The sequence below is a fragment of the Cerasicoccus arenae genome (assembly GCF_014651635.1).
In the GTDB taxonomy this organism is placed as follows: Bacteria; Verrucomicrobiota; Verrucomicrobiia; order Opitutales; family Cerasicoccaceae; genus Cerasicoccus; species Cerasicoccus arenae.
This window is the reverse complement of record NZ_BMXG01000003.1, coordinates 149,765-176,259: the sequence shown is the minus strand read 5'-3', so window position 1 is coordinate 176,259 and position 26,495 is coordinate 149,765. Positions and strand designations below refer to the sequence as shown.

The following is a 26,495-nucleotide window of genomic DNA, read 5'->3' as shown; positions in this document are numbered from 1 at the left end:
ATGAACTTGTCATTCAATGACTTGCATTAAAAAATGGCCAAAATCTGGCCAATACCCCCCCTCAACAAACGAGGATTAGTTCAGGACGTCCAAATCCACCCGAGCGGCGGCTTCTAATTTTTCGATGGTTTCCGCCGCGATTGCGTCGGTTTCGGCCTCCGCCAACAGGCGTAATTTCGGCTCCGTGCCACTATAGCGAACGAGGATACGCCCCCGCCCCGCAAGGCCCTCATCCAGCTCAGCAATGGCCTTGCTCAAGCTTGGACAATCGGCCAATGGACGCTTCTCAGCGACCTTCAGGTTGCGCGTAAGCTGCGGAAAAAGCTCCACCGCTTTCACATGCTCAGAGAGCGGCAACTTCGTTTCCAAGAGCATTGAGAGCAGCTGAATCGCCGCCAGCAGGCCGTCTCCAGCCACCGAATAATCACGAAAAATAATGTGCCCTGAAGACTCGCCGCCAAAGTTGAAATCCCCTTCCAGCATGCGGTGCAAGACGTTGCGGTCACCCACATCCACCCGCTCTACCTTGCCGCCAGCCTGCGCGATAGCACGGTCCAGCCCCATATTACTATGCACCGTCGCGATGACAGTTTTCTTGCGCAAACGGCCGGTTTTGATGCCATAAAGCCCAAGAACGCCGAGCAACTGATCCCCATGAACAATGCGCCCCAGCTCGTCACAAATCACTAAACGATCACCGTCGCCATCGTGCGCCACGCCAAGGCGAGCACCGTGTTTTTTGACTGCCGCAGCAAGCTTGTCCGGGCATTCGCTGCCCACACCCTCATTGATATTCTGGCCATCAGGCTCCGCGCCGAGTTGGATAATTTCCGCCCCAAAATGCCGGAAAACAGCGGGCGTCGTCGTTGTCGTCGCGCCATTAGCCGTGTCCACAACAACCTTCCAGCCCTTCAGGCAATCCTGATGCATCAACGAGCGCAGGACGTTAATATAAAACGCGCTGCCATCGTAGTCATGGCCGCAATCGTTGTTTACATCAGGGGTTTTGATGACTGCCGCATCAATGAAGCGCTCGATTTCGGCCTCGGCTTGCTCAGAAAATTTCAGCCCGCGATTGTCGAAAAACTTCAACCCGTTGTCCGAAGCCGGGTTGTGCGAGGCGGTGATCGCCACGCCAAGATCAGCATGCAAATCCCGCAGGCTCATTGAGACCCCGGGCGTTGGGAGCACCCCGAGTCGGATCACATGGATGTGGTCTTGGCACAGGGCTTCGCACAACAGGGCCTCCAGCTCCACGCCCGATGCCCGAGTGTCGCGGCCAATGACGACCGTGATCGGCTTCGCCTGGTTGTGCTTACGCATAAACGCTGAGATGCCATAGGCAGCGCGGCGCACAAACTCGTGGGTGAGCACATCGCCCCCCACCTTGCCACGAATTCCATCAGTGCCAAAATACTTCAATTTCATCCCGCGTAAAACTCCCTGAGCTGTGTAAGCCAGCGGCGTAAGGCACCGCCGACCATAATCTCCCGCGCCACCTCGAGGCCTTCTTCCAAGGTGCTACAACGCCCAGCCACCCAAAGCGCAGCGCCAGCATTTAAGCTAACAGTGTCTTCCAAGCCCTTAGGTGCTTTGCCAGCCATCAGTTTTTCTAGGATGGCTAGGTTTTGGTTAAGATCCCCGCCCTTCAGATCACTCATTGGCGCAGGCTCTAGGCCAAGCTTCGCTAGAGGCAACGGGGCCTCCCCCGTCCAACGAACGCCTTCTCCATCTGGGCCCAAGCGACCAGCGCCTGCCGCTAGATTCACGCCTGCTGTCGAAAATTCGTCCATTCCAGCGCCTTCACCCAGATCACAATGGACCACCAGCCCGCTCTTCAAGCCTACTGCGTCCAGAGCATGGGCGACAGGTTCCACCCATCTTGCCGGATAGACGCCGAGCAGTTGATGCGCAGGGCGAGCGGGGTTAATTAATGGCCCCAGCAGGTTGAAAATCGTGCGACGACCCGTTTCTGCCAACGCCTTGCGCACAGGCATGATCTCCTTGAACGCTGGGTGAAATGCAGGGGCAAAAAAGAACGCGAAATTAAGTTCCTCTGCCGAATGACGGATGGTTGGCAACGTCGCCTCTAGATCCACCCCCAGCACCGCAAGCAAGTCCGCACTGCCACAGTTGGAGGTGATGGATCGGTTGCCATGCTTGAGGACGGTCACCCCTGCGGCCGCTACAACGAAGGCCGATGTCGTCGAAATATTAAAGCTGCCGGACTTGTCCCCACCCGTGCCTACGATGTCAATCGCCCGCTCAGCCATACTACCTAGACCAGGGTCACGGGCCAAATCGCGGAAGGCTGCGGCAAAGGCTGCCAGCTCGACGGACGTTTCCCCGCGTTCATTCATTGCGGTGAGTAGCGCTGCCTTAGCTTCGGCTCCCACTTTGGGCGAAGCCAGCTGATGAGCCGCTTGATGGGCGTCTGACGCAGACAATCCTTCGCTTGAAGTCGCAAGAACGGTTAGGTCGGTTAAGATCGCATCAGACATACAGATGAAAAAGAGTTATCGTCTTGCCGCAACCGGCCACAAGCCAAAAATCCCCTAGAAGCGCGACAGGAGCATCCTCAGTTGAATGTCCGCGACGTTCATTTCTCAAAATTATGGCTACGAGGCACGTCTCTGTTCAACATGGGATCTTACTCCGCAGCCGAGCTGATAATTGCGTTGTAGAGTGCATCGCGCAGCTCTGAGACGCCTTCTTCGCTCAGACAGGAAATCGGAATAACCTTAAGGTCTGGGTGGGCAGCGCGAAAGCGTTTCAAGTTGTCTCCTGCGGCAGGCTGCTCGTCTATTTTGTTGGCGATAATGATGCGGGCGCGATCCTTGAGGTCTTCTTGGTAAAGCTCTAGCTCATTGCAAAGCATGGCATAATCCTCAAGCGGATCACGGTTTTCTTCTCCGGCCATGTCTATCATGAACAGGAGCATCCGGCAGCGCTCAATGTGACGGAGAAACCGATGCCCGAGGCCTTTATTTTCATGCGCGCCTTCAATAAGACCCGGAATGTCCGCAATCGTCAGACGCTCGTAAGTCTCTGGGAACTCAAGCACGCCAACACTCGGCTGGAGCGTGGTAAAAGCATAATGGCCAATCTTCGGGTGATTCTTGGTCATCAGGCCCATGATGGACGATTTGCCTGCATTGGGAAAGCCGACCAAGCCGCAATCAGCGATGGTTTTGAGTTCTAGGCGATATTCACCCTCTTCTCCAGGCTTACCGGGTGTGATTTTGCGTGGAGCCTGATTAACGGATGACTTAAAGACCTGATTGCCCAGACCGCCGCGTCCTCCATTGAGCAAAATGATCTCCTGGCCGTGTTCGAGCAACTCGCAGACCATCTGACCACTAATAGTGTCATAGACTTGCACGCCCAAGGGGAGGCGCAGGCGTTTATCGTCACCCGAAGCCCCATGTTGGTCGGCACCCCGTCCGGGCTCACCATTCTGAGCAGTGGCGTGTGGCATAAACTTGTAATCAACCAAGTCCGTGGTGTTTTCGTCCCCCACGAGCACAACATCGCCGCCGCGCCCACCGTTCCCCCCGTTGGGGCCACCCCGAGGTTCATACTTCTCACGGCGGAAGCTCAGGCAACCATTACCACCATCTCCCGCTTTAAGCTTAACTTTGACTTCGTCGACAAACATTCCGCCTATTACGTTGTGGCGCGGGCCTGAAGTCAATCACGGCGATTGCGTCCGTAACGAATCAGCTGGGGACTCAATTTTCAGATCTGGTTTCGTTGAGGGGGGGGGGGCAAATCCGTCAGTTGCATCCAGCTTCGAGTATGTAACGCGCAAGAAACCGGCGGGTCATCATTGGATGATTCCGGATTATCAATACAACCGGCTTTTTCTGCTTTAAAAATTGATCAATCGCAGCCTTACCTTGATGGTCTTTGTCGGTGATCAAAATCTGACAATCAATCAACGCGTTGGGGTTTTCGCTGAAGTTGCTCACGTTGGCCCCAAGGCTTAAGAGATTTGCAATGGCTGACTCCGCACGAACATTCTCACCTAGAGCAACCGCCACCTCCATTCCTTGAAAGTCCCTGAATGGTGACAAATCGGACAGGCTTTTTGGCGAGTCCACAGCCATTGGAAGCGATAGGACAAAAACCGCGCCCTGATCTGTATTATCCGCCGTAATCGTCCCTCCCATCGCAATAGCCAAGCGATGAACAATCGTTAAGCCCAAGCCACAACCATCTTTATGCCGGATATTATTTGCGCGCACAAATGGCTCGAAAATGCCGCCAATAATATCGCTTGGAATGCCTGGGCCCGAGTCCGCAATGCGTATATTGGCCCAACCGGGAGCCCCCTGTTCGATACGAATTGAGACATATCCCGCTTCGGTAAACTTAATCGCATTGCCCACCAGGTTCAAAAGGATCTGACGAAGCTTCTCTGCATCCCCAACCATGTTTCCCTGAAACGGTTTTTCGACGCAGGTAACCAATTCGACCCCCTTACTCTCGGCGGTGGGAGACAGTAGTTCGACCAGCGAGTCCAGTACATCATCGATAATGAAATCAATACTGTCGAGTTCGACCCTGCCGGATTCAATCCGATCGATGTGAAGCAATTCATCCACGAGCGAAAGTAGCCCCTTACCAGCCGAATTAATCGAAGACAAATAACTGCGGCGCTCAATGTCTTTCTCATCATCATGCATGAGCTCAGAAAAACCGAGAATGCAATTGAGCGGCGTGCGTAAATCATGGCTGACTTGCGCCACAAACTGCCGTTTGGCCTGATTTGCTTTTTCGGCCTGCTCCTTGGCTTCAATGAGCAAAGCCGCCGTCCGCTGATGCTCGACGACCTCCTTGCGCAGGCGCTTATTCAGTTTCCAAATCGGGAATAAAATGACCAATGCAATACCGGCTGTTAAAAGTGTCCCCCCAAGCAACCAGTAAAGCCCTTTCGTGTCCGGATGAGGATCGGCATCATAGAGAAAGCCGTCGAGGGAGATGGCTTCATCAAGCATACCCAACTCAATGTAGGTATCACGAATGTGCTCCCACCGCCCCGCATACATATACCCAATGGGAATCAGCTCGGTATGCATCAGCTCTTCCATTTTCTCCGACTCAAACCTTAATGCCTCTCGGCTCGATTGAGTGGGCCACTCTTCCAAAATCAAATCAATCGCCTCCTCCGGATGATCCATCGCGTATTCCCAGCCCTTGATCGTCGCCGAATAGAATCGCTTCACCAAATCAGGGTTCTCATTGAGCAAATGCTCCGTGGTGAAGATGCAGTCACCGTAAAAATCGATCCCACTGGAACGTGGATTAAAAACTTTATAAGGCACGCCAACCGCCTCTAAAAAATAAGGCTCTGTGGATGAGTAGGCCGAAATCGCCCCCACTTTGCCGCTAACGAGGTCATCCACCGATTGTGTATGCGGCAGGATGGTTAACATCTCAGTGGGCACCTTCTCACGTTTTAGATAGGCATAAAGTTCACTTGCCTGCGTCTCTATCATCACACTGCGACCAACGAGATCATTGATATCATCAATGCCGGATTCATTGGTTACGAGAAATGAGTAAGGCGAATGCTGAAAAATCACCCCTAAAACAACGATTGGTTTACCCGCGGCAAAGGAAAGAAGAACCTCCGGCGTGCCAACACCAAAATCAGCATCGCCCATCAGCACGACTTCCTCTGGATTAATTTCAGGCCCTCCCTCAATCAATTCAACATCCAAGCCGACATCGTCGTAGTAGCCCTTTTCAAGCGCAGTGTAGAAACCCGCAAATTGAAACTGATGGCGCCATTTCAACTGAACCTTGATTGATTCATGCTTGTGCGTGGGCAAGTCCGAATCATCAGCTAGAGCAGTGATGGCACTCATCAAAAACACAGCCCCCAAGCCCAGTATAAATACGATGACTCGGCAGAAATTATCTGTGCCCCAAATTCGTGATGCCATGCTAAATGGTATAGATTGATCTAAGCCAATACTACAATCCATCTAGGTTCAATGCCCTAATAACTTCTTTCAACACTAGCGGATTAGCCCCATTAAAAGTGAACAGGACGGAAGAAGCCTCAGACGGTTGCGAGGTCGGGGCGAAATTTGCAGGCTTTTCCCTCTCGATCTCACTCCCCACGGAAGCCGAGGTCGCCCAATGCTTCAACGCCCTGCTCCAAGATGGCGGCAAGGTGGAGATGCCACTTGGCAAGACCTTCTGGTCACCCTGCTTCGGGATGCTCAAGGACCAGTTCGGCATCGACTGGATGGTATCTGTAGCGGCCTAGTCCTCGATCTGCACGTCCTTGTTGCGTTGGCGCGGGCAGCCGGCGCGGAGCCAGCCGTTGACGAAGGCGTCAAGGTCGCCATCCATGACGGCTTGCACGTTGCCTGTTTCCACGCCAGTGCGCAGGTCTTTGACCATCTGATAGGGCTGAAAAACGTAACTGCGGATCTGGTTTCCCCAGCCGATCTGGCCTTTTTCGCCGTAGAATTTTTCCATTTCCTGCCGCTTCTCATCGAGCTTGAGCTCGTAGAGCTTGGACTTGAGCTGTCGCATGGCCTGATCCTTGTTCTTATGCTGGGAGCGTTGGCTCTGGCAATAGACAACGATGTTGGTGGCCAAGTGAGTCAAGCGAACAGCGGACTCCGTTTTGTTAACGTGCTGGCCACCGGCACCGCTGGCGCGTTGCAAGTCGATGCGAATTTCGTCCGGCTTGATTTCCAGGTCGATGTCGTCGCTGACTTCGGCCACCACGTCCACCGCACAAAACGAGGTGTGGCGGCGGCTATTGGAGTCAAATGGGCTGATGCGGACGAGGCGGTGGACGCCGCGTTCTGCCTTAGCGTAGCCATAAGCATTCGGCCCCTCCAGGCGCAAGCTCGCACCGGAGATACCAGCTTCTTCACCCTGTTGCAGGTCTAAGACTTCGATTTTGAACCCACGGCGCTCGGCCCAGCGCGTGTACATGCGGTAAAGCATGTCCGCCCAGTCGCAGCTTTCGGTGCCACCGGCACCTGCCTGGATGGACAGGATGGCGTTGTTGTGGTCCATCGGCCCCGAGAGGAACGACTGGATTTCCAGCTCGTCCACCTTCTCGTAAAGTTCTGCGGTCATCCGAGTAAGCTCGGTAAGATATTCCGCTCCATCGGCCTCTTCAGCTTCCTCAACAAGCTCAATGAGCGCATTCAGGTCGTCCACCTTGGGCTTAAACTTAACAAGCGGCTCAATGATCTGCTTGCACTGGTTGCTCTCGGCAATGACAACCTGAGCGGCCTTCTGGTCATCCCAGAAGCCAGCCGAGCTCATCTTTTCTTCGAGTTCGGAAATACGGGTTTGCTTGGCCGCGACGTCAAAGATACCTCCACAAATGGCCCGCGCGACGGGTAATTTCTTCGATCTGAGAACGGGTTTCGGCTTCGATTTGCATGCAGTGAAAAAGGCCCAGCAGCGGCCCTTTGGCAAGCCGCGAAATGCGATTAACGAGCAATGCTTAAGGATACCGCCCAAGCCAGACCGATTAACGCGAGTGGCACCGCCAACAGCACACGAGACCGAGCCAGCCCCGGCCAACACTTAAGTAACCAGAAGCCCACTGCCCCCAATGGGATGCCCACTGCGAACCCGAAAACGTGCGCCATCACATCGGTATTACCACCACCAAATCCTGTCAGTAAGAGGATAATAACGCCCGCCGCGAAGGGGATTGCCCGGTGTTTCAGGCTCATAAGCTCAGCAGTGGTAAACTGGCTAGCCAGCGCATGACCCACCAACATCCCAAGCGCGCCGAAAATCGCCGTGGACGCTCCTAGCGAAGCGTGCCTCCCCGGCCAATAAAACCAAGCGTTGCACAAGTTACCGAAATAGCCACTGAGGACAAAAAGGGTCCAAGCCAAACCAGCGCCAAATCTACAATTGATCAGCAAACCGAAACAGACCCCGGAAACGATATTTGAAACAAGATGCCCAAGTCCTCCATGAAGAGTCAGTGCCGTCATCGGCAATTGCCACTGATCACTGCTAAAAATTGATCGATTAACGCTGACGCCCTGCCTCTCAAAATTTGGCCACTCCGTTTGCGCGACAAAAAACGCGGTCAGCACGAGAGCGTAAGCGAGCAATGTCAATGGCGAGGAGGGCTGGTCATTGGGCAGGGCGGCAAAGACACGTGGTGGCCAGTTTTTATTTTCCCGCCGATACTTATCCAACTGCTCAAAAATGGCCTCACGCTCACCCTCATCGACCCAAAGATAAAACCCGCCTTCTTCGCCTGGAACCAAATCATAGCTAAGCCGCATGGCCAAGATAACCAGACCATGTTCCTTTGCGCGCTTGGGGCTGGCGTAGGGGCCGATGGCAAATTTCCCCGGCGGAGGGGGGGGGGAGGGTTCCTCAAAATTGTCGGGCGACGCGTCCACGGGATTGACAGGAAAATCTATTGCGACCGCCGTGGAAAGCATCAAACTGCACGGCAACTCAACTGACACCTGCTATGTGCCTCAATCCAGCCAGTCCGATTGACCCCACCGCCGACCTTGACACCAGCCGCCTGCTGGATCGGATTGAGGCCGCCGTTGGCGTGAGCAGTGATCGGCCCTCGTGGGACGAGTATTTCATGGCCACCGCGCTGCTCATTTCCTCCCGCTCCTCCTGCGAGCGCCTTCACGTGGGAGCGGTTCTGGTCTCGGGCGGAGAACATCGTAATCGCATCATTGCGGCGGGTTACAACGGTTTTTTACCAGGCCTCCCCCACCAATCGCGTGTGCGGGACGACCACGAGCAGGGCACAGTGCATGCCGAACAAAACGCCATTGCCGACGCCGCCCGACGTGGCATCTCCGTACAAAAAGCCACGGCCTACGTGACCCATTTCCCCTGTATTAATTGCGCGAAAATCCTGCTCTCGGCAGGAATTGCCTGCATAAAATTTCGCCACAATTATAAAAATGATCCCATTGCCATGGAGCTTATGATCGAGGCGGGGGTCGAAGTGATAAAACTCTAAACCGATGAAATTTTCCCTAATTCCTCTTCTAGCGCTTCTTTGTGCAGCCACCCCCGGATTCGCCGCCGATGACCTGACAGCACTCGGATCTGGTGATGACGCCACACCGATTGGCCGCTTCCAGGTCGCCGACGTGGGTAATATCCAAGTGCTGCTCGACACCGCCACTGGGCGCGTCTGGCAGGTGAGCAAGCGTGGACCCAATATTGCCCTGACACCTGTGCCCTACGTTCATGCCGAAGGCTTGGAAACCATGCTGCCCGATTATGAGCCACCAACCGCTAAATCTGCCCCCAAAGCAGACCCTGGCAAAACGGCGGAGCGCATTATAATTGCTCAGGAATTTGTCCGCGAAGACATCAATGCACCGATCATGACCTACGCCGCACAGTTGGGTGAGTTTCCGCCGAACCTCCCCAGCCTCTCTGCCAACCTGCGAAACCATCCCCAATGGCGTGGTCCCTACGTACGACAAACCTTGATCGATCCTTGGGGCAACACCTACCGCTACCTCTATCCCGGACAGCAAAACAAGGAAACTTACGACGTCTGGTCGTTGGGCCCTGATGGCGTTCCCAGTGAGGACGACATTGGCAATTGGTAACAACCCAGGGCTGTTTTTCGCTAGCCAACAACAACCGATAAAGGTAACGATAAACCGTGGTTATGAGCGACTCAGATAACGATTTTTCCGATCTATCCGGTCAATTGTTGATCTCTCATCCTTCGCTGCTCGACCCGAACTTCAAGCACGCCGTCGTGCTGATATCTGCACACACCGATGACGATGGCGCGCTCGGAGTGATCATCAACCGCCCGCTCGGCGTAACTTTGGGCGAGAAGAACGACGATTTCACCTACAGCCCGCTGTCCGACGTACCCATCTACGAAGGCGGACCCGTGCAAACGGACCAAGTAATCCTCGCCGCTTGGCGATGGGAGCAGGAAGCCCGCGTTTTCCGGCTACATTTTGGCCTGAGTGAGGAAGCCGCGCGTGAGCTAAAACTAGCCGACGAAGACGCCGAGATCCGCGCATTCCTCGGCTACTCCGGTTGGACCCAAGGTCAGATGGAACATGAGTTGGCGCAAAACGCCTGGCTCGTCAGTCCTGTCACCGAAACTCTCGTAGAGAAGGCAACTGGCGAAGAGCTTTGGAAAATCTACCTGCACCGCTTGCAGCCCGAACTTGGCTTTCTGGCCGATGCGCCCGACGACCCCTCGCTCAACTGACTTTCAGCCAGATCAGGCCGCTGGCTGAAGGCTACATTCCGAAAGCCGACGGCACCCACATTGGTTTAATATTATGCTTCCGCGCTTCATCAGATATTGCTTTTTCATCCTCGTGTTTTCGGCACTTCAGGCGACGGAAATCCCCGAAGAGTGGGACGTGATCATCGAGGTCAATTCGCAGGACCCGACAGCGAATGACCGCAACCCAGCCACACCCTTTCGCACGATCAACGCCGCCGTCATCAATGCCATGGGCTTCACCCGCGCCGAAAAAACCGCACGCGTGCTGATCCATCCCGGCGTTTACCGGGAGTCAATCTCCGTTGGCGGCAGTGGATCTATCAAGTTGGAGGCGAGCGAACCCGGCAAAACCATCCTCAACGGCTGTGACATCGTCAACGGCTGGAAAATCGGTGAACACAGCGTTTTTGAGCTCAGTCGCAAGTTTAATCCCCATAGCCATCCAATGGTATTCGTGGAGGGCGCTCGCCTGCTGGAGGTCGATTCAATCAGCCAAGTGCAGGCCGGAAAGGTGTTTTTTGGCCCCGACATGATTTACCTTCTGCCGCCGATCGGGGGTGTCGTGAGAGACGGCACGGTGGAGATCGGACGCCAAGGCAGTGCAATCAGCGGAGAAAGCGGCCTGCTGTTTATTGAGAGCCTCGCCATTGAACGCGGATATCAAACGGGCATCTCGGCCTCAGCAAGCGACAGCCTGATCATCAATAACGTGTCCGTCGAATACTGTCAGGACACCGGCGTCGATATCCGCAAAACGCCCAACGTTCGTCTACGCCGCATGCTCGTCGATCGCTGCGGAAATCTGGGACTCAGTGTCTCTGGAGTTAAAGAACTGGGCATCACCGGCTGTGAAGCAAACCTCAATGGTTGGGCCGGAGAAAACGGTGGCGGGGCTAAATTTTTCAATTGTGAGAACATTAAAGTATGGTCGTTTCGACTTGTCGAAAATCACGGCTACGGGCTGTCCTTAATAAAAAATTCAGGCGCTCAGACATTAAGCAAACTGACCGCTATTCAGAATGAATTAGGTATATCGAGTGTCGACTCTTCAGGCAAATTAACGATCACCGAAAGTGAAATCGCATTCAATGAAAACGACGGGGTTTTTCTATCGACCAGCCGTGCCAACCTGATCGGTAATGTTCTTTACGGCAATGGCAAGAGCCAGCTATCAATCGACGAGGACGTGGGCCGCCTAGGCCGTGTTGGCAGTGCTGGTGAACCTATCGATTCGGAGCTAAGCCTGCGCTTGAACATGTTCGTTGCTCTAAAAAACGACCAGCTGATTGATGTCCGTAACGGCCAGCTCCAAGCTGCGCAAAACCTTTACGACGCACCGGATAAAAATGCATTCATGGTTAACGGCAAGAAACTCAACTTCGCCCAATGGCAGGAAACAACAAGGACCGACCTCAATTCTTATTCTGGTGATTCGATGCTACTCGACCCGAAAAATTACAATTTTTCACCAACGCCCAAGAGCCCATGGTACCAGATGAAATCATGGCCCGTGCGAGAATTGAATTGATCTGCGAGCCCTTTCGCATTGGTTAGTTTGGCTCGCTCTCATCCATGTCCAGCACTCTCCAGCATTACCCCCTCGGGGCAACCATCCCAGACACCGTCCACGCAGTGTGCTGCAGCCTACCCACGATGGACGATGTCATCGGCTACGAAGAAAAACGCCCGGCGACCATTGCCCAGGTCAAATACGCCTATCCGCGCTTCGTGCTCCACGACTACGTGGTCCGCGCCATGAACCTCGCCACCGAAAGACTCGGTTTGGCAGGACGCGCCGTCTTTCTACTGCCTTCCGAATCTGCCGCGCAGGACTGCGTGCGCTGGCTGAATGCAGAAGACTCCGCCGTCGTCCCCGAGTCTGATTTCTTTTGTGTAAGCCTGCCCGACAACCCCGAGCTACGCCACCGCGCCAAGGTATACCTCCAGCACACTGGCCTTTGTATCTCCTCCCGCCATGCTGAAGACTACCTGCGTGCACACGGCCAAGCCCCGCCATCGGACTCGGCAATCGATAATAATTTTCTATCGAAAGGTAACTCTGCATCGAAAAACTGCGTAGCCAAGGAAAGCAAAATCCAAGTGCTCAATGTATTGCAGAGCTACCTGCCCACCGACGAGATCCACTTGGCCAACTGCGGCATGAACGCCTTTTACGGTGCCCTGCGCGCCGCACGCCAAGTCCAGGCACCACGCGGACGCACCCGCTACCTGCAACTTGGCTGGCTCTATCTGGACACCCAACGTATCCTCGAGCAATTCCTTGGGCCGGAAAACAAGCTAACTGTGCAGTTCGATGTCTTCGACGAAACCGCACTACGGCAATTATTTGCCGAGGCAGGCGATGAACTAGCTGCAATCGTTACTGAACTGCCAACCAATCCACTGATCCAAACGCCCAATGTCGCGCTGCTCGATGAACTTTGCCGCAAGCATGGCGTCATCCGTATTTACGACCCCACCATTGCCGGCATCTCCAGCGTCGACGTGCTCCCGCATACCGACTTGCTCGTGACGAGCCTTACGAAATACGCCGCGCACCAAGGCGACGTCATGATCGGCGCGGCCGCAGTCAATCCGACAAGCCCGTTTGCCGACGAACTTTCCGCGGCACTGGCAGGCAAATGCGAGCAGCCTTACGCGCGTGACCTCGCACGCCTCGCTGCGCAGATCGACACGATGCCCGAAATAGCCACCCAACAAAGCGCCAATGCGCGCGGCCTCATCGAATGGCTGGAGGCGCATCCCGCGATTCGCAAAGTCTGGCATCCACGATCAGCAAAAACCGCCGCGAATTTCAACGCCATTGCGCGCAGCGACGACGCCTGTGGCACCGTTTTCACCATCGAGTTGAATGGACCACTAACGGATTTTTACGACAACGCGCGAATCGTCAAAGGGCCAAGCTTCGGCACGGGCTTCACCATGATGTGTCCATTCATGTACCTCGCGCATTTTGAGGAGGTCACTTCTGAGGCTGGGCGAGCACGACTGCTTTCCTACGACTTAAACCCCGAGCTGATCCGTATGTCCGCGGGCATCGAGCCACTGGAGAAAATCCAGGAAGCACTCGGAATATAAGTAGTGGAAAGGTTAAAGTTGAACGATCTACGTTAGCGCTTCCCCTCATGCTTTAACCTCCAATCTCCGCGCCTTTGGCGCGGCTACTTCGACTTCATTACGAAGACCCCATCCCAGTTTGCTCCTGGAGGTTCTTCGATGTAGTAGAGGCAACGTGCCAAGAGCACGTCACTGGGTGTTGTGGGGGCTTCGGTATTTTTCTCCGGGCGATTAGGCTCCAGTTCCACGGACTGCTCGAAAAACTCGATTGCACCGTTGAAATCCTGCTTCAGATAGCACTCGATTCCTTGCTGATAAATTTCGAGGCACTTCGCAGTATCATCATCCAGGTCTTCGCGAGTGCAAACAAGCTCATACATTTCGGCGGGTTGGCTGCGACCCTTCACGCGAATTTTATCCAAATAACGGAAGACACAAGCATCGCTCACGGCCATACAGGCACTGCGAGTTTCGCCCGTGACCATAATGTAGACTCCATATGACTTGGCACCGGATTCACTACGCGCGGCAAGGTTTACCGTGTCGCCCATCATGGTGTAGTTAAACCGGTTTTCTGACCCCATGTTGCCGACAACAGCGGGGCCGGTGTTGAGACCAATTCGGGTTTGCATTTTGCCGACAACGCTCGGCCAATCATCGCCCTCACTCTCCCATTTTTTGCGCAATTCCAATTGTCGTTTCTGAATACGGGCCGCGGCAAGGCACCCGCGCAATGCGTGGTTCTCCACATGGATAGGCGCATTAAACATAGCTACCATCGCATCGCCAATGTATTTGTCGAGCGTGCCCAATTCCTCCTGCAAAATATCGGTCATTGCGGTGAGGTATTCATTCATCAGGGCAACAAGTCGGTCTGCTGTCAGGAGTTCAGAGAAGGTCGAAAAACCCTGAATGTCTGAGAAAAATGCCGTGATCTCAACTTCTTCCCCACCGAGAGTTGGCTCTTCACCAGATTCGACCATGCTATTCACAAGATCCGGTGAGAGATACGCGCCAAACATACCCTTGATGCGGCCACGTTGCTTTTCTTCTACGATCAGTTGATAGACCGCACCCGCGAGCGTAGTCGTCACCGCCGACGCCACTGGCGCGATAAAAGGGATCACCAAATGAAAGGTACTGAACACGCCAAAAACCAAAAAGACATATCCACAAAGCACCATGGCGCTGGCGAGCTTCATCCACACATTATATTTACCAGTGTAAGTGCCCAGCGCGGCGACGATATAAGTAAGGGCCAAAGTGATTACTGCGTGCTGCCACCATAGTAATCGGTTGATGAATTTGCCTGAAAAAATAGTTTTGAGCATGTTACCGTGGACGCCGACCTTTGGCTCAGCCGCTGCATCAAAAGGAGTCGGGGCCAAATCTTGGAGGATCGGATCCACAGGACCAATAAGAACAATGGCGTCATTAAATTTCTTAAAGAACGTCTTCGCATCCTCCTTTAACTGAGCAAGTTCTTCATCCGAAATATCAATTTTTGCGGCACCTTCAACGGTAGGGTCATAGAGTAGATTATTTGCATGGATAAAAATCTTATCCACGCTTTCCCGTGGATTCAGTTCATAGTCTCTCCATGGTGAAAACCAATTGATTTCCGATATCTGCCCGTTGGTCATCGGAATCTCCCTGAATACCGTTCCATCATTCAGACGGATGATTAAACGATCCTCCGTTATTTCGATATTCTCGTGCGTCAAACCAAGGTACCTTAGCGCAAGTTCTATTGAGAAATGGTAAAACGTCTGCTCAGTAATATAGGAAGCTGCCCCAATAGGCATCCCCTCTTTACTATAAATCATCACCGTCGATTCGTCTGGCAGTTCTTTGATCGCGGGGATTTGGACAAACTCTTTATACATGGCGAAATCCTCCTTGTCCATCAGTTGGATTTCCTCATTCATCTTCAAGTCCATCAAGACTTCAAAGCCCTTGATCAAGCTCAGCGTATAGTACGGCCCCTTCGCCTTCGTATAGAGTGGCACCCACCGAGGCACCGGCCCAGCACTCATTGATTGTTCAACAGCAATCAGGCCAACGCCATCACTGCCCCGAGAATATCGCCAAATTGGATAACTTGGCATTTCCGGAAAACTGTTTTCTGGCGTATAGTTATATGCTTTAGGATTTTCCTCACGGAGATAAGCAAGCGGAATTTCTCCAAGCGGTTGCTCGACGACTTCGCGCGCTTCATTCATATCCAATTGCTCAAATGTTTTGGGCATTTTCACCCCCGTGTAATTAGCTGCTAGAACAATGCCTGGATACTTATCAAAAACCGCACCAAAATATTCGTCGTTCTTTTTAAACTTTTCCATATCAACCAACACCGAGGGCGTGTTCATTGAGAATATTATATCGTAACCAATCGCCTTAGCACCGCCAAACTCAAAGAGAATCTGCGCAATCTGCGCCATTTGCTCACGAGGCCAAGGTCGCTCTTTCAGTTCCGAGATAGTCCGTGCATCAATATCCGCGTAGACGATTTTTACCTCAGGCACGTCAACCGGACCACGCACACGAAAACGCCAATCCATCGCCAAGTTCAGGAGTGGCTTGGAAAAGTCTTGGGCAAACGGTGCCTCCGTAAATGCGATCCAAAATAGAGGGATCGGAAGCAGTAATAAGAGGAGCCTTAATCTGCTGCCGGTGGAGTTTGCTGCCATGGTGTAATTATAGGGATTTCGTTTTTCGGGGAAAGCCTAAAGGCTCGACCTAATGCCGTGTAAGGATTTGTCGCGCAAGTAGCCAGAGGAAACGCGTATTGTTGCGCAGATAACGGCCCCCAAGACGTCGGGGCTCGGTGATCATGCGATAGAGCCATTCCAAGCCACTACGCTGCATCCAACACGGTGCCTGCGGCTTACGCCCACTGTGGAAATCAAATGCCGCACCAACACCAAGCATCACCGTGGCGTCCAGTCTGGATAACCACTCAGCCATGAATTTTTCTTGTTTGGGTGTGCTTATGCCCACCCAGAAAAAATCCGGTTTCACGGCCCCGACCTGCTCAATCAACGCTTGCTCCTCTTCGGCATTCAGTGGGCGAAACGGCGGGGTAAAAGTTCCCACCACATTCAATGCGGGGAACCGCGCTTGGAGTTTTTCGGCTAGATCAATCGCCACCCCCTCCCCCCCGCCATAGAGAAAATGTCTTTGCCCAGTCGCTGCGGTTTCGGCGCAAATGGCCAGCATCGCGTCAGGCCCATAGACTCGTCCCACATGCGGCCCAGCCTGCCGTTTACCCAGCCAAACCAGCGGCATGCCATCGGCACCAGTCAGAAAGGACTCGTTTAGAATACACCGTAGTTCGGGGTCGTCCTGCGATTCGACCACGCCGTGCACCCCAGTGAATGTCACGTAACTCTTTCGTTTCTCATTCGCCGCCTGAATAATCAGCCGACTGGCCGTTGCCAGATCGAGCGCACTGATTTCAACCCCGAGAACATCAAAGCGCGGCAGTAGTTTCTCCATGCAACAGCGAGTTTTTACGCTAATCTCCAATTAAATCCCGAACGGCCTGAATAAAGGTGTCGTCCTGAAACGAACTCTTGGTCAAATAATAATCAGCCCCAGCTTCGAGGCCCTTAACACGGTCTTCCTCGCGGTCCTTGTAGGAAACGACGATCACCGGAAGATTCTCCAAGCGGCTATCCGCGCGTATCTTGGAAACAAACTCGTAGCCGTTCATGCGGGGCATATCGATGTCACTCACGACGAGGTCGAATTCGCCCAAGCGCACCGCATTCCAGCCATCGGCACCATCAACAGCCACTTCCACTGCATAGCCAGCGTTTTCAAGAAGCTGACGCTCAGTTTCGCGCACGGTGATGGAGTCATCCACCACCAGGATGTGTTTCCGGGCCACGCGCGACTCCTCAGATGTGCGCTTAGACTCCAACCGCGCGCCGCCAGAGAGCAGCTTGTCGATTGAGGCAATCATGTCTTCAACGTCGAGAATCAACAGCGGTTCGCCGGCTTCGGTGAGTGACGCCGAGCTCACGCCCGGCACTTTCCCCAAGCGCTTATCCAATGGTCGCACGACCAAATCCGCCTCACCGATCAGTCGATCAACTTCGACGCCGTAGAGCTGGTTGCGGTCATTAACCACGACGATGTCCAGATGAGGTGTCGTAGTGCTAATTGCCCCCGTGAACCCAAGCGCCGCACGGGCCGGGGCAAGGCCGACGTTCTGGCCTTCCATTTCAAAATACTGGCGATTCTCGACCATTTTCAGGTCCTTGTAATCCATGCGCAGAGTCCGCGCAATGCGGCTCAATGGAAAGGCATAAGGCTCGCCGTCGATTTCAGCCAAAAGCGCCCGAATGACCGAACGCGTGATCGGCACCTGCAGGTGAAAGGCCGTGCCCTGCCCTACCTTGGTGTTGATACGCGCTTGCCCACCAATCTGCTGCATGAGGGTCAAAACAACATCCAGCCCGACGCCACGGCCCGAAATTTCTGTGACTTTCCCAGCAGTCGAAAAGCCCGGTAGAAACAGAAACTCCAGCACTTCTTCTTCGCTCATCTGGGCGGTCATTTCCGCGGTAGCGAACTGCTTTTCCACAATCTTGCCGCGAAGTTTTTCGCAGTTAATGCCACGCCCATCGTCTTTGACTTCGACCACGAGCATCCCTGCGCTGTGGCGGGCACTCAGCGTCAATGAGCCAGTCGACTCTTTGCCATTGGCCTCACGCTCCTCAGGCGTTTCGAGCCCGTGATCGCAGGCGTTGCGAAGGATGTGGTTAAGAGGCGCTTCGAGGCGCTCCAAAATGTCTCGGTCGACGGGAGTTTCCTTCCCCTCGATCTCAAAGCGCACCTGCTTGCCCAAGCTGCGGGCGACGTCGCGAACCATGCGTGGAAAGCCCTGTACGCCGTCGTTAAATGGGCGCATCCGGCTGGCCAGCACTTCGCGATAAAGACGATCTGAAAGCAGCGTATTGCGGCGCGCAAACGCGTCAAAGTGCTCTAATTGCTCACGGACAAGCGTCAACGCGTTTTGAGCGGACTGGCGGATTTGCTCGAAATGCACGCGCACATCAGCGGTAAGGTTGATCTTGTCCAGAATGTGCTCACTGGCACCAATGCGGCCGTTCAGCTCGCCTTGGGCTTCCTTGAGACGCAGCAGGGTGTCGCGAAAGTTTTCCAGTTGCCCCGTTTCGACCACCGTTTCTGCCGCCAGTCCCATGAGACGATTGAGGCTGTCTGCCGACACACGGACCACACTGTCGCTCTTCGGTTTGTCTGGCACAGCATCGGACTTGGAGCGCTCACGGCGCACAGACTTGGCCTTGGCGGGAGCAGCGCCCTGCACTTCCGGCAAGACGGTCGGAACTTCTGCAACGGGCGCAGGTTTGACGACTGGTTCGGGAGCGGTGGCCAACGATTCACCAGCCAGCGTACGTTGAAGGCCATCCATCACGGCGGAATATTCGTCAGCATGCGCTTCAGGCCATTCAGCAAGGTCGGCGTCGCTAGCGGCGCTAAACTCAGCCAAGAAATTTGCGGCACGCTCAAAGGCGTCAATATGGGGGGGGAAGAATTTGATTTTTCCCTCGATGGCGGCGTTCATGGCGTCCTCCACGCCACGGGCAACCTCAACAGCGGCGAGCAAACCGACGATCCGCGCCGCACCTTTCATCGAATGCGCGGCGCGCATGAGTGGCTCCAAAGTCTTCGGATCGGCGATTTCGGGATTCAGGCTGACCAAGCCTTCTTTCAGCGCACCGACCTGCTGCTCTGCCTCCATCCGGTAGAGGTCGATCATGGAAAGGTCAGGCGTCTGCTTCGGCGGCTTGATGACTTGCGCAGGCTTGGGCGCGGCAACTTGAGGCTGTGGCTCCACCAAGCTCGGGGCGGGCTCGGGTGTTGCCGGGCTTGCTGGTTCCGCAGGAGCGCTGCCAGCAACCTGGATTGCGACCAAGCCTTTCTGCACCTCATCGGCCCAAGCGATGTTGTCCTTGAGCCAAGCAGCCATTTTGTCTTCAGCTTGACGGCCAGATTCGACCAAAATATCGACCGCGTTGAATAGCCAATCCAGTTGATCGGAACCAAGGGACGCCTCCCCCTTTTCAGCGGCGACAAAGAGATCTTCCAGCGCATGGGCAACCTTGCCGACCAAGTCCAGCCCAACAATCCGCGCGGCACCTTTGAGCGAATGAGCCGCCCGCATGAGGGCGTCGATATCGGCTGATGCGGGATCAGCTTCCCATGCCACCAGCCCTTCGTTGAGGGCTGCGCCCTGCGTTTCGACCTCTTGCTGATAGAGGTCGAGCATTGGGAAACTCTGAGGGTCGTCGCTCACAGGTGTTGCGTTTTCAGGCTGTGGAAAATGAGTTCGTGGTCGAGCAGGCCCACCTTCGTATCGAGTAAGGTAAAGAGCCCTCGGGTAAAGGTTGCCATCGCTTTACTGACCGTCACGGGGGACTCCTCAAGGAGGCATTTCTCCAGCGCATGGACGCCATAGGCCTCCTCCGCCCGAAAGACAAACGCACCATCAGGCCCTTGGAAAACGATCATTCGTGGATGCACTCGGCGGGAAAGCACCTTCTCCTCACCCGTGCGCTCAAGATTCAACAAGGCATGCAGCGACACGCATAATTGCAGCTCGCCGCGGACGTTGACCAAGCCACGCAAGACGTTGTTTGTGCGCTGCGGGATGCGGTGTATCGTGGCGTCAGCCGTGATCTCCTTGACGATGCTGGCCTCAATGGCGAGCCACTCGTCGAAAAGCCGGAAGACTAGCACGCCCTGCGTTTCGCGCTCATGTTCGTCTTCCTTGGCACGGAGGCGATCCTGCCAGTCGGACAAATAGCCCTCGGGCGGCGCACGGTCGAGCAAGCGAAGCATTGCGGCGCGTTCTTGGGCGGCCATCTCGTGTTCGTCGTCACTCATGCCTTAACCTCCGATGCTTTTTCCGCAGCCTGAGCACGCTTCCGCAGACGCTCGGCCCCAGCCTGATCGCCACGGCGTTCGGACAGCAGAGCAAGGTGAAAGAGGGACTGCGCGTGACGCGCCTCCAAATAAACAGCGCGGCGAAACAAAGGCTCGGCTTCGCGATGGCGACGCTGAGCAGAATAGATTTCCCCCAATGTGCAAAAGGCGTCCGCCGTAGGTGGCGATTGCTTCATCATCTCCTGACAAAGCTTTTCTGCTTCTTCCAAGCGCCCGCTATTGGCGAATGCGCGCACCTTGTTCCATTGGTCGGCAGATGACAGTTTTGCGGATTCCAAGGGGGGGGGGTGACGGGTTGGTTTTGGTTGTCGAGGGGGGGGGGTAGAGCGAATCACTCGATTGACTAGCGATGATTGTGACACTTCCGGCTCGACGGGGCGACGTTCGAAGCAAAAAGCACCCGTTGGGCCAACCGCTTTCACCGTTGATGTAATTGATGGCAGCGAATCCGCATGCCCGGCAAAAAGTACGCCGTCTGGGGCGAGGGCGTTCATTAGCCCAGCTACTGCCCGCTCACGTGAGCATGAGCTGAAATAGATGAGCACATTGCGGCAAAAAATGACGTGAAACGGCGGCTCGTGTTGCAGAAAAGTCGGGGAAAGTAAATTGAGCTGGCGAAAAGTCACTTGCTTTCGGACATGATCACGCACCCGCCGTAGGTCGTTACCAGCATCCTCAAAATAACTAGCGTAGCTTTCCGCCATCTCGCTGCGAAAGGCGATCTTGCGATATTCACCGCGTTGGGCGTCCTTGATAAAGCGTTCGCTGAGATCGCCAGCTTCCACGTGGAAACTCTCTGGCGAAAAACCCTCGTGCAGCAACGTCATCGCAATGGAATAGGGCTCTTGGCCGGTAGCACAAGGCAGACTAAGGATGCGGAGCTTCTCACCCTGATGATTTTTACGCCAAACCGTGCGGAGCCATTCTGTCAGCCAGATGAAGGGCTTACCATCGCGAAAGAACCAGGACTCCGGTACCAGTAGCTCGTCAGCAAAGGCTATGAATTCCTGTCGCGACTGCTGCAATAGGTCAAAATAATCATCCAGCTCGAACTGCCCAGTCTCCTCCATCCGCCGACGGATGACGCTATTGAGACTGCTCCCGCGGAACACGCCCTCGTCAAGTCCAAATTGTTCGCGCAAATCGCGCGTGATGCGAGCGGGCAATTTCACGGAGCAGTTTTGGCGGACGGTTCGTTAAAAAGTAAATCCCGGACCTCGGCTGACAAGAGGTCGGACGTCTCAACGCACTGGACGATTGCGCCGTCGGGCGAAGTAAAAATGCGCCCGAGGTAACGGGCATCGGGTGGAGATACGCCGCCTTCGGCCAACATATCATCCGACACTTCGAGAGTCTCAGTCACTCGCTCCGCCCAGAGCCCCAGTAGTGCAGTGCCCCCCTGCGGCTTCTTGTACTGGATCAGCATATAACGAGAGCTGAGGCCCTCGTTGAGCGGGTGCTTGAAGATGAGTTGGCCAAGGTCGATGACCGGGATAATGCGGCCACGGTATTCAAAGCGCCCTCCCACAAACGCAGGCGCACCCGGAACTGGGCGCAGCGGCAACGCAGGAATCACAATCTCGACGCACTCGGCGTCGATTGCAAAACTCTGGTCGCCCAAATGGAAGAGCACGGTCAACATAGTCAGAAAAGGAATAGTTCTATTTTTTGTCTGATGGTCTGGGCGGAAAAGGACCACGCATTGGGAAGGGCATATGCGTCATGCCAGTGGAGGCCTTTTCCTTGACCTTGAAGCGGGAAACTTCACGACGTAGGCCATTGACGGCGGCATGAAGCGCTCGGGTCGCCTCATCGAATTCTTTCAGAGATTCCGCGGTCCGCGACGCGCCATCGCGCAGATTGACCATCGCCTCGCTGATCTGCTGCGCCCCTTGCGTCTGCGCTTCCATGCCTTCACGTACGGAGACATAGCGCGGGGTGACGTTCTGCACGCCGGTAATGATCTCGTCGAGCCGTTCACCCAAACTACCAACCTCCTGCACGCCACTGCGGACAGATTCGTTAAATTTATCCATCTCCATGACGCCGGAGCTGACTGCTGCCTGCATCTCATTGACCATCGTATCGATGTTCACTGAGGCTTGAGCCGTCTGGTGAGCGAGACGACGGATTTCCCGTGCGACCACAGAGAAGCCCAGACCATGTTCGCCGGCCTTTTCCGCCTCGATCGCCGCATTGAGTGACAGCAGATTCGTCTGCTCTGAAACTTTGCCAATCGTGGTAACGACCTTGGTGATATTGTTCGCCTTTTCGCTAATCACGGCGAGCTTCGCGGCGATGGAGCTGGTGGCCGAGGACAGATTGTCCATCGACTGGCTCATATCAAGTAATTGGCGACGGCCATCTTCGGCGATATGTCCCGTCTCATCGGCTCCCTCAGCCACATCGCGCATGGTCTCCAGCAAATCGCGGGAGGTAGCGGTGATCTCATTGACCGCGCTGGCAATTTCCTGAGTCGATGCGCCAAAATCCTGAATCGTGACCTCTTGGCTCTTAGCGGCACCGCTGATGCGAGTTGCCGTCGAAACAAGCTGGATTGTAGAATGTTTCACCTGAAGCAGGAGCGCGTTGAGGTTGGAGACCATCAGATCAATCGCCTTGAGCAACTGGCCGGTTTCGTCGCTGGTCACGATCTCCGCATCATGGGTTAAATCACCGTCGGCAACGGCTTGTGCGAGGTCATTAGCATGGCGGATACGCGCACTGAAACGATTGGCGAAAACAACAATGATTAGAACCATCGTGAGAATACCAATCAGGCCAACAATCATTGCTCGCTTGATGTCATCCCAAGTTGGCCCAGTAATGGCAGCTTCCGGGACGGTCATGACCAGACGCCAGCCACCAGTGGGAATGAAGGCGCTGGCGATAAAGGCCTCATCACCCGTTAACGGGTCTTCAAAGATAATCGGTGGGCTGCCCTGCTTCGTCTCGGAAATGCGATCGAAAAGATTGCGGTAGGCATGATCGACATCTGCATCTTTCAATCGAACACCACGGTCCGAGTTGAATTCCATCATCCCCTGTTCTTCGTTGTGCTCAAAGATATCGAGCATGACGCGGCCACCGTCCTCGTCTCTCTGCACGTAAAACCGGTCCACGGGCATCGTGCGGAATTCGCTACCCAGCGTGGTGGCAATTAAACGGCCACGACTGCTGACGAGATAAAGTTGCGAGCCTGCATACGGTCGCAAGCCCTGTAATGCATCGTTCAGTGTGTCCAAAGACCGATCCACGCCGACGATCCCCTGGAAGCGGCCATTGATTACAATGGGCGACATTTGCTCAACGATCAGGTTGAGGTTATTATAGATATACGGCTCGGTGATGTAATAGCGTAATTCGGGGTTTTTCGACAACGCCTGACGCACACCGTTATAATAGAGGCTCGTGTCCATATCGACCAGCGTCTCGGATTTGATTCGCTGACCATCAGACAGATCACGATACCAATAAGGGATGAAGCGCCCGTCCTCACCCAGCCAATTGGGCGGACGCGAAAAAGAAGCCAGAAAATCAGTGTCTTTGCCGTCGGCATTGGGCTCGTAGCCGATTGACACACCCACGAATTGCGGGTTGGCCTCCAACACCCGGCGCAGCAGCGCAACGGACTCATTACGCAGACCAAACATGCCGCTCTCTTGAGCATCGGCGATGGTGCGGGAAACCGTGACCGCCTCCAGATTGGCTTGCTCAACCTTCAGAGCAATTTTGGCCAAATCTTCCATCATCAAGCGCTTGTCTTTCTCAAGCATCCGCGTGTGGCCACGATAGATATTAAAAACCGCCACGCTGCCAGCCGTCAACAGGACTGGCAGGAGCACGTAAACGAGTATTTTCGTGCGTAGGCTCATGACTCTTGTGGGTTGGATGCGGGTTTTTCGTCTCCCTCATCATCGGTTTTAAAACGGGCGATGCCACCATTAACCGCAGTCACCGCAAAATTTAGCTTACTGGCGGCGCTCTGGAAGCCCTCCAGTGATGTCTTAGTCTGCATGGCAGCAGTGTTCAGGGCACCAACTGCCTCAGAAATCTGGGACGCGCCACTAGCCTGCGCTTCCATGCCCTCTTGCACAGACTCAAAGCGCGGCGTCAACGCCTCGACTTCATTGATAATGTTTTCCATCTGACCGCTCAAGCGGTTGACGGTGTCCACGCCGGAGCGCACGGCTTCATTAAATTTGTCCATTTCCATGACGCCCGCACTCACGCTGGATTGCATTTCTTTGACCATTTGTTCGATGTCGAGAGTGGCAACAGCAGTCTGGTCAGCCAATCGGCGAATTTCCCGCGCAACCACGGCAAAGCCCAATCCGAATTCCCCAGCTTTTTCCGCCTCAATGGCGGCATTGAGTGACAGCAAATTAGTCTGATCAGCCACTTTCGAGATGGTGGTGACGACGTTGTTAATGTTCTGCGCCTTCTCTGCAATAGTAGAAAGCTTGCCTGACACGGACTGCGTTGCCAGCGACAGATCGTCCACCCCGTCCCGCATCGCGTCGAGGTGGCTGCGCCCTTCACTGGCCACAGTCGTAGTTTGTCGAGCACCAGTGGTAACGCTGGTCATCGTCTTGGAGAGCTCTTGCGAAGTCGAAGAGATCTGCTTAACGGCGGCAGCAATCTGTGTGCTGGATGCACCAAAATCCTGAGCTGTGCTAGACTGCTGACGGGCCGAAGTGTTGATTTCTGTGGCAGACTCCGTGAGCTGACCCGAGGCACCCTTCATCTCCGATACGAGTTGCTGGAGATTGCCAATCATATCCTGAATGGCGCGAAAAAGTTCACCGGTCTCATCCGTTGCGCGGGAGAGGTCTTTCTGCTTCACACCCATACCGCAACCAGCGTCTACCTCACGCTGAGCAGCCGCCAGCTCCCCACGAGCCACGTGGCCCGCAATTCTAGTGAGGAACGATATTGGCCGGGCAATGATGCCTCCCAACCAAGTCGCCAAAGCAAATATCAGGAACATGAGGACAATCGCACCAACCAATGTAGCAAAAAGAATTTCGTCAAAAACGGCTTCGATCTGTCGATGAGGCTCCGAAAAATCTTCGGCCAGTGCCGTGACGCCCATCACCCAATCCCACGGCTTAAAGTATACGTAGTAAATTTCCAGTTTGTGAGGCTCGCCCTCCATGTCTTTCCACATGACCGTACGTGAGCCCGTTTCGCCGGCTTTTTTTGAGTCCAAAGCGATTGCACTCTGGCGAATTTCCTCAAAGAATTTCTTCCCATTCTCGTCCGTAATCTCATTAATTTTCAGCCCGTGAGGAAACGATGGGCCAGTCAGCACAAATTGATTTGCCCGTGCTTTGTCTTTGCCAAACATGACCCAGGAATAGCCGTTGGCACCGATCTCGGCTTCGGAAATGGCACTTTTCAGCGAAGAAGCCTCATCTCGGCGAACACCCACGTAAATCATGCCCACCACGTAACCCGTCTCATCTAGAATGGGCCGGTAGGAAGTGAGGTACCAGCGATTGACCACAAAAGCCGGGCCATCGTAAATCTCTCGCTCCTGTACCACGCGACGGATAACTGGGTCCACCGAACCATCTGGCCGCATCGCAGGAATGTAGGTGCCCACAGCACGCTGGCCATCGGCGTTTTCAACATTGGTGGCCACCCGCAGCATATCACCATCGGCGTTCATACGCTGGAAAACCGTGCACGTTCCGCCGACCAACTCTTTAACCTGATCGACTACCGGCGAACGAACAGCGAAGCTGGTGTTCGGCGCAATACCTTTGTCCCCAATAAGGATCTGGGGCAACTCCACGGAAACTGTTTCGCGGTCAAACTGATTGATTGCGTGCCAGCGGACCTTTTCTTCGCCATGGCTGAAGCCACCCTGCTCCTCAAGCACGTAGTCTGCGACTCCAAGCGTACGCGTCACCTGTTTCTGGATGAGGTCGTTCGCGACGGAACAGAGGTCGTAAACGTCCAGCACGGCATGCTGAAGATTTGCGCCGATAATCTTGTCGATTTCGCGTTCGATCGTAGCAGTGCTTTTTTGATCTTGGGCAGCAATCAATATTGCCAGACCGAGAACTGGCAGTAGGGCCGAAAATATCGCCAGACCCGCAACCTTGTGACGCAAACGCAGCTTCATCCGTAGAGATAGAAAAGAACGTTAGCCTGTCGCTCGCGCAAAGCGTTGGCAAGGCGA

Annotated in this window: 20 protein-coding genes; 6 read left to right on the top strand and 14 right to left on the bottom strand. The window is 54.5% G+C overall.

The features are described 5' to 3' along the window. Positions 1–75: 75 nt before the first annotated feature. From IE065_RS03630 to IE065_RS03615, 4 genes are all read right to left on the bottom strand, one after another. On the bottom strand, positions 76–1,428 hold the full coding sequence (locus IE065_RS03630; protein WP_189511913.1) for a phosphohexomutase domain-containing protein: 1,353 nt from the start codon (positions 1,426–1,428) through the stop codon (positions 76–78). Next, positions 1,425–2,501 carry an anthranilate phosphoribosyltransferase gene (gene trpD / locus IE065_RS03625; RefSeq protein WP_189511912.1) on the bottom strand — a complete coding sequence of 359 codons (1,077 nt, stop codon included), beginning with the start codon at positions 2,499–2,501 and terminating at the stop codon, positions 1,425–1,427. The genes IE065_RS03630 and trpD overlap by 4 nt, the downstream gene beginning before the upstream one ends. Before the next feature lie 149 nt (positions 2,502–2,650). Further along, entirely contained in the window at positions 2,651–3,658 is a 1,008-nt protein-coding gene (gene obgE / locus IE065_RS03620; protein WP_189511910.1) for a GTPase ObgE, read from the bottom strand. A 118-nt stretch (positions 3,659–3,776) separates the two neighbouring features. Then, positions 3,777–5,951, bottom strand: a complete 2,175-nt coding sequence (locus IE065_RS03615; protein WP_189511908.1) for an ABC transporter substrate-binding protein — start codon at positions 5,949–5,951, stop codon at positions 3,777–3,779. A 98-nt stretch (positions 5,952–6,049) separates the two neighbouring features. Here IE065_RS03615 and IE065_RS03610 point away from each other — a divergent pair, with 98 nt between their 5' ends. Beyond that, positions 6,050–6,280, top strand: coding sequence for a VOC family protein (locus tag IE065_RS03610; protein WP_200163390.1), 231 nt, complete (start codon positions 6,050–6,052; stop codon positions 6,278–6,280). On the opposite strand, the gene prfB is transcribed toward IE065_RS03610, so the two are convergent. Together prfB and IE065_RS03600 are read right to left on the bottom strand one after the other, a co-directional pair. Beyond that, positions 6,277–7,423 (bottom strand): peptide chain release factor 2 gene (gene prfB, locus IE065_RS03605; protein ID WP_189511907.1). Its coding sequence is split into 2 segments (ribosomal slippage): positions 6,277–7,347 and positions 7,349–7,423, totalling 1,146 coding nucleotides; the frame shifts between segments, so codons are not numbered across the junction. The two genes, IE065_RS03610 and prfB, sit on opposite strands and share 4 nt — an antisense overlap. Positions 7,424–7,472: 49 nt before the next feature. After that, the gene (locus IE065_RS03600; protein ID WP_194500001.1) at positions 7,473–8,411 is read right to left on the bottom strand and encodes a rhomboid family intramembrane serine protease; all 939 of its coding nucleotides are present in this window, start codon (positions 8,409–8,411) and stop codon (positions 7,473–7,475) included. Positions 8,412–8,485: 74 nt separating this feature from the next. Here IE065_RS03600 and IE065_RS03595 point away from each other — a divergent pair, with 74 nt between their 5' ends. The 5 genes from IE065_RS03595 to IE065_RS03575 all read left to right on the top strand — a co-directional run bounded on the left by IE065_RS03595 (position 8,486) and on the right by IE065_RS03575 (position 13,348). After that, a complete protein-coding gene (locus tag IE065_RS03595) occupies positions 8,486–8,998 on the top strand; it encodes a deoxycytidylate deaminase (protein ID WP_189511903.1) in 513 nt (170 codons plus the stop codon). Between the two features lie 4 nt (positions 8,999–9,002). Further along, entirely contained in the window at positions 9,003–9,602 is a 600-nt protein-coding gene (locus IE065_RS03590) for a type II secretion system protein GspG (RefSeq protein WP_189511901.1), read from the top strand. Between the two features lie 62 nt (positions 9,603–9,664). Beyond that, a complete protein-coding gene (locus IE065_RS03585) occupies positions 9,665–10,228 on the top strand; it encodes a YqgE/AlgH family protein (RefSeq protein ID WP_189511899.1) in 564 nt (187 codons plus the stop codon). Between the two features lie 73 nt (positions 10,229–10,301). After that, positions 10,302–11,777, top strand: a complete 1,476-nt coding sequence (locus IE065_RS03580; protein ID WP_189511897.1) for a right-handed parallel beta-helix repeat-containing protein — start codon at positions 10,302–10,304, stop codon at positions 11,775–11,777. A gap of 44 nt (positions 11,778–11,821) precedes the next feature. Then, positions 11,822–13,348: a PLP-dependent transferase gene (locus tag IE065_RS03575; RefSeq protein ID WP_189511895.1), complete on the top strand. Its 1,527-nt coding sequence runs from the start codon at positions 11,822–11,824 to the stop codon at positions 13,346–13,348. A gap of 83 nt (positions 13,349–13,431) precedes the next feature. Here IE065_RS03575 and IE065_RS03570 read toward each other — a convergent pair whose 3' ends face one another. From IE065_RS03570 to IE065_RS03535, 8 genes are read right to left on the bottom strand one after another with little or no spacing between them, the layout of a single operon-like run. Then, positions 13,432–16,017, bottom strand: coding sequence for an adenylate/guanylate cyclase domain-containing protein (locus tag IE065_RS03570; RefSeq protein ID WP_189511893.1), 2,586 nt, complete (start codon positions 16,015–16,017; stop codon positions 13,432–13,434). Between the two features lie 49 nt (positions 16,018–16,066). After that, positions 16,067–16,825, bottom strand: a complete 759-nt coding sequence (locus IE065_RS03565) for a WecB/TagA/CpsF family glycosyltransferase (protein ID WP_189511891.1) — start codon at positions 16,823–16,825, stop codon at positions 16,067–16,069. A gap of 19 nt (positions 16,826–16,844) precedes the next feature. Then, positions 16,845–19,655, bottom strand: coding sequence for a hybrid sensor histidine kinase/response regulator (locus IE065_RS03560; RefSeq protein ID WP_189511889.1), 2,811 nt, complete (start codon positions 19,653–19,655; stop codon positions 16,845–16,847). Then, complete coding sequence (locus tag IE065_RS03555; RefSeq protein WP_189511887.1) at positions 19,652–20,245, bottom strand: chemotaxis protein CheW; 594 nt, start codon at positions 20,243–20,245, stop codon at positions 19,652–19,654. The genes IE065_RS03560 and IE065_RS03555 overlap by 4 nt, the downstream gene beginning before the upstream one ends. Then, positions 20,242–21,477 carry a CheR family methyltransferase gene (locus IE065_RS03550; protein WP_189511885.1) on the bottom strand — a complete coding sequence of 412 codons (1,236 nt, stop codon included), beginning with the start codon at positions 21,475–21,477 and terminating at the stop codon, positions 20,242–20,244. Before IE065_RS03550 ends, IE065_RS03555 begins: the two co-directional genes overlap by 4 nt. Further along, on the bottom strand, positions 21,474–21,947 hold the full coding sequence (locus IE065_RS03545; RefSeq protein WP_189511883.1) for a chemotaxis protein CheW: 474 nt from the start codon (positions 21,945–21,947) through the stop codon (positions 21,474–21,476). Before IE065_RS03545 ends, IE065_RS03550 begins: the two co-directional genes overlap by 4 nt. Before the next feature lie 19 nt (positions 21,948–21,966). Further along, positions 21,967–24,180 carry a methyl-accepting chemotaxis protein gene (locus IE065_RS03540; RefSeq protein WP_189511881.1) on the bottom strand — a complete coding sequence of 738 codons (2,214 nt, stop codon included), beginning with the start codon at positions 24,178–24,180 and terminating at the stop codon, positions 21,967–21,969. After that, complete coding sequence (locus tag IE065_RS03535; RefSeq protein ID WP_189511879.1) at positions 24,177–26,438, bottom strand: methyl-accepting chemotaxis protein; 2,262 nt, start codon at positions 26,436–26,438, stop codon at positions 24,177–24,179. Before IE065_RS03535 ends, IE065_RS03540 begins: the two co-directional genes overlap by 4 nt. Between the last annotated feature and the right edge of the window lie 57 nt (positions 26,439–26,495).

Coding starts and splice junctions, on each gene's coding strand:
- IE065_RS03630 (WP_189511913.1), bottom strand. CDS start 1,428: ATGAAATTGAAGTATTTTGGCACTGATGGAATTCGTGGCAAGGTGGGG.
- trpD (WP_189511912.1), bottom strand. CDS start 2,501: ATGTCTGATGCGATCTTAACCGACCTAACCGTTCTTGCGACTTCAAGC.
- obgE (WP_189511910.1), bottom strand. CDS start 3,658: ATGTTTGTCGACGAAGTCAAAGTTAAGCTTAAAGCGGGAGATGGTGGT.
- IE065_RS03615 (WP_189511908.1), bottom strand. CDS start 5,951: ATGGCATCACGAATTTGGGGCACAGATAATTTCTGCCGAGTCATCGTA.
- IE065_RS03595 (WP_189511903.1), top strand. CDS start 8,486: ATGTGCCTCAATCCAGCCAGTCCGATTGACCCCACCGCCGACCTTGAC.
- IE065_RS03590 (WP_189511901.1), top strand. CDS start 9,003: ATGAAATTTTCCCTAATTCCTCTTCTAGCGCTTCTTTGTGCAGCCACC.
- IE065_RS03585 (WP_189511899.1), top strand. CDS start 9,665: ATGAGCGACTCAGATAACGATTTTTCCGATCTATCCGGTCAATTGTTG.
- IE065_RS03580 (WP_189511897.1), top strand. CDS start 10,302: ATGCTTCCGCGCTTCATCAGATATTGCTTTTTCATCCTCGTGTTTTCG.
- IE065_RS03575 (WP_189511895.1), top strand. CDS start 11,822: ATGTCCAGCACTCTCCAGCATTACCCCCTCGGGGCAACCATCCCAGAC.
- IE065_RS03570 (WP_189511893.1), bottom strand. CDS start 16,017: ATGGCAGCAAACTCCACCGGCAGCAGATTAAGGCTCCTCTTATTACTG.
- IE065_RS03565 (WP_189511891.1), bottom strand. CDS start 16,825: ATGGAGAAACTACTGCCGCGCTTTGATGTTCTCGGGGTTGAAATCAGT.
- IE065_RS03555 (WP_189511887.1), bottom strand. CDS start 20,245: ATGAGTGACGACGAACACGAGATGGCCGCCCAAGAACGCGCCGCAATG.
- IE065_RS03545 (WP_189511883.1), bottom strand. CDS start 21,947: ATGTTGACCGTGCTCTTCCATTTGGGCGACCAGAGTTTTGCAATCGAC.
- IE065_RS03540 (WP_189511881.1), bottom strand. CDS start 24,180: ATGAGCCTACGCACGAAAATACTCGTTTACGTGCTCCTGCCAGTCCTG.
- IE065_RS03535 (WP_189511879.1), bottom strand. CDS start 26,438: ATGAAGCTGCGTTTGCGTCACAAGGTTGCGGGTCTGGCGATATTTTCG.